The following is a 1,686-nucleotide window of genomic DNA, read 5'->3' as shown; positions in this document are numbered from 1 at the left end:
GTCCCCCCCCCCCCCCACGCCCTCCCCCTGGCGCGCGCCCGCGCGCGGGGGGGCGGCCGCGCCGCCGGGGGGCGGCGCGGCGCCGCCGCCCCCGCCCCCCCCCCCCCCCCTGCCGGGTTGCCGAGATCAGCCGATGCTGAAGGGCTGGCCCCACAGGGTGACGACCGAGTTCACGTTCGCGGTCTCCACTTTCACCTTCACGAAGGCGCGCGCCTGGGCGTAGCCCGCGCAGCCGCTGAGGCCGATGGTGGTGTCGGCCCAGGTCACCGAGCCGCTCTTGCCCTTGAACTTGTTGTTGGTGCCGTGGTCCTCGTTGCCGTAGTCGTCGGCCTTCTCGATGTCGAGAACGTAGAACGACTTGGCCTGGCCGGGGCCCAGGCTCAGCTCGGCGCCGCTGCTGGCGCCGACGCTGACATCCTCGCCGTCCCAGCTGCTCTCGCCCTCGACGCCGCCTTCGACGCCGCCGCCGTCGATGTTCACCTGGCAGCCGACGACGTAGCCCGGGTAGATCTTGCCGCCCTTGGCGTTCTCGCCCGACACCTCGACCTGCGCGCTACCGGAGACCCACGCGTTGCGGTGCACCGGCGTGGAACCCATCGACGGGTTGATGTTGGCCGACTCGCCGACCAGCCGCACGGTGACCGTGGTGCCGTCGGACAGGGTCTTGACGATCTCGCCGCCGGGCAGCGGCACGAAGGTGTCGGCGTTGGCCGCACCGGTGGACAGCAGGCCCAGCGTCACGGCGGCGGCACCGGCCAGACCGGCCAGGCGGGCCGAATTCTTACGGTCGATCATGTCTGTCATTCCTCGGATCGATTGCGGTCTCGACAAGTGCGCTCAGCCGATGCTGAACGGGGCACCGTAGAGCGTGGTCTTGGAGTAGTGGTCGCCGATGATCTCCACGACGCTGTAGGAGCGGGCCTGCGCGTAGCCGCCGCAGCCCTGGACCTCGATCTCGACGTCCTGATACTCGACCGAGTAGGTACCGGCCTTCAGGATGTCCTTCTTCTCGATCTGGACGAACTTCACCTCGCCGGGGCCGAGGTCGAGGCCGACCGAGCCGCCGAGGCTGCCGCCGGACAGGTCGATGCCACCGGACAGGCCCGCCGAGATGGCGTCGTCGCCGATCGCCACCTGGCAGCCGACGATGTAGCCGGTGTTGAGCTGGGAGGCGCCGTGGGTGGAGGAGTTGTTCGAGCCGGGCTTGTTCGCCGGGCCGTTGTTCGGGCCGACCTCACCCTCCGGGGTGGCGGTGACATCGGCGGTCACGGTGCCCGAGACCCAGGCGACGCGGCCCGCGCCGTTGGCGGCCAGCGACGGGGAGACCAGGGCGCGCTCGCCGGTCCGCTTCACCGTGACACCCGGCCCGGCACGCTCGCCGTCGGGCAGCGGCACGAACGCGTCGGCGCCGGCGGTCCCGGCCACCAGGGCGCCCAGCGCGAGCACGGCCACACCGGTGCCGGCGGCACGCAGGCCACGGGCACCGCGAATACGGTTGATTCTCATACTTCCCCTCATCAGGTTCGAGCGGTCACACCTCCTCGGCGCAGGCCACCTGTGCGGGGCGCGTCGAAGGCTCCGCCGAGCATCGCGGCCGTCGATGGGGCGGGGAGAAACCCCCCCCCGCCCCCGGGTTTAGGTGCCCAAACCGGGATATTTTCGGGTGTTTTTATTGGTTTTTAGATT

2 protein-coding genes are annotated in these 1,686 nt (G+C 70.8%); both read right to left on the bottom strand.

Going from position 1 to position 1,686, the window contains the following annotated elements; translation table 11 throughout:
- Positions 1 to 126: 126 nt before the first annotated feature.
- Positions 127 to 795 carry an MspA family porin gene (locus tag ACFWPJ_RS05020; protein ID WP_378847315.1) on the bottom strand — a complete coding sequence of 223 codons (669 nt, stop codon included), beginning with the start codon at positions 793 to 795 and terminating at the stop codon, positions 127 to 129.
- Between the two features lie 42 nt (positions 796 to 837).
- Positions 838 to 1,506, bottom strand: a complete 669-nt coding sequence (locus tag ACFWPJ_RS05015; RefSeq protein ID WP_378847313.1) for an MspA family porin — start codon at positions 1,504 to 1,506, stop codon at positions 838 to 840.
- Positions 1,507 to 1,686: the final 180 nt, after the last annotated feature.

It is taken from the genome of Nocardia sp. NPDC058497 (assembly GCF_042720195.1).
Lineage (GTDB): Bacteria > Actinomycetota > Actinomycetes > Mycobacteriales > Mycobacteriaceae > Nocardia.
Note: the sequence above shows the minus strand (reverse complement) of the source record. Positions and strands in the feature narration are given on the sequence as shown.

Coding starts and splice junctions, on each gene's coding strand:
- ACFWPJ_RS05020 (WP_378847315.1), bottom strand. CDS start 795: ATGATCGACCGTAAGAATTCGGCCCGCCTGGCCGGTCTGGCCGGTGCC.
- ACFWPJ_RS05015 (WP_378847313.1), bottom strand. CDS start 1,506: ATGAGAATCAACCGTATTCGCGGTGCCCGTGGCCTGCGTGCCGCCGGC.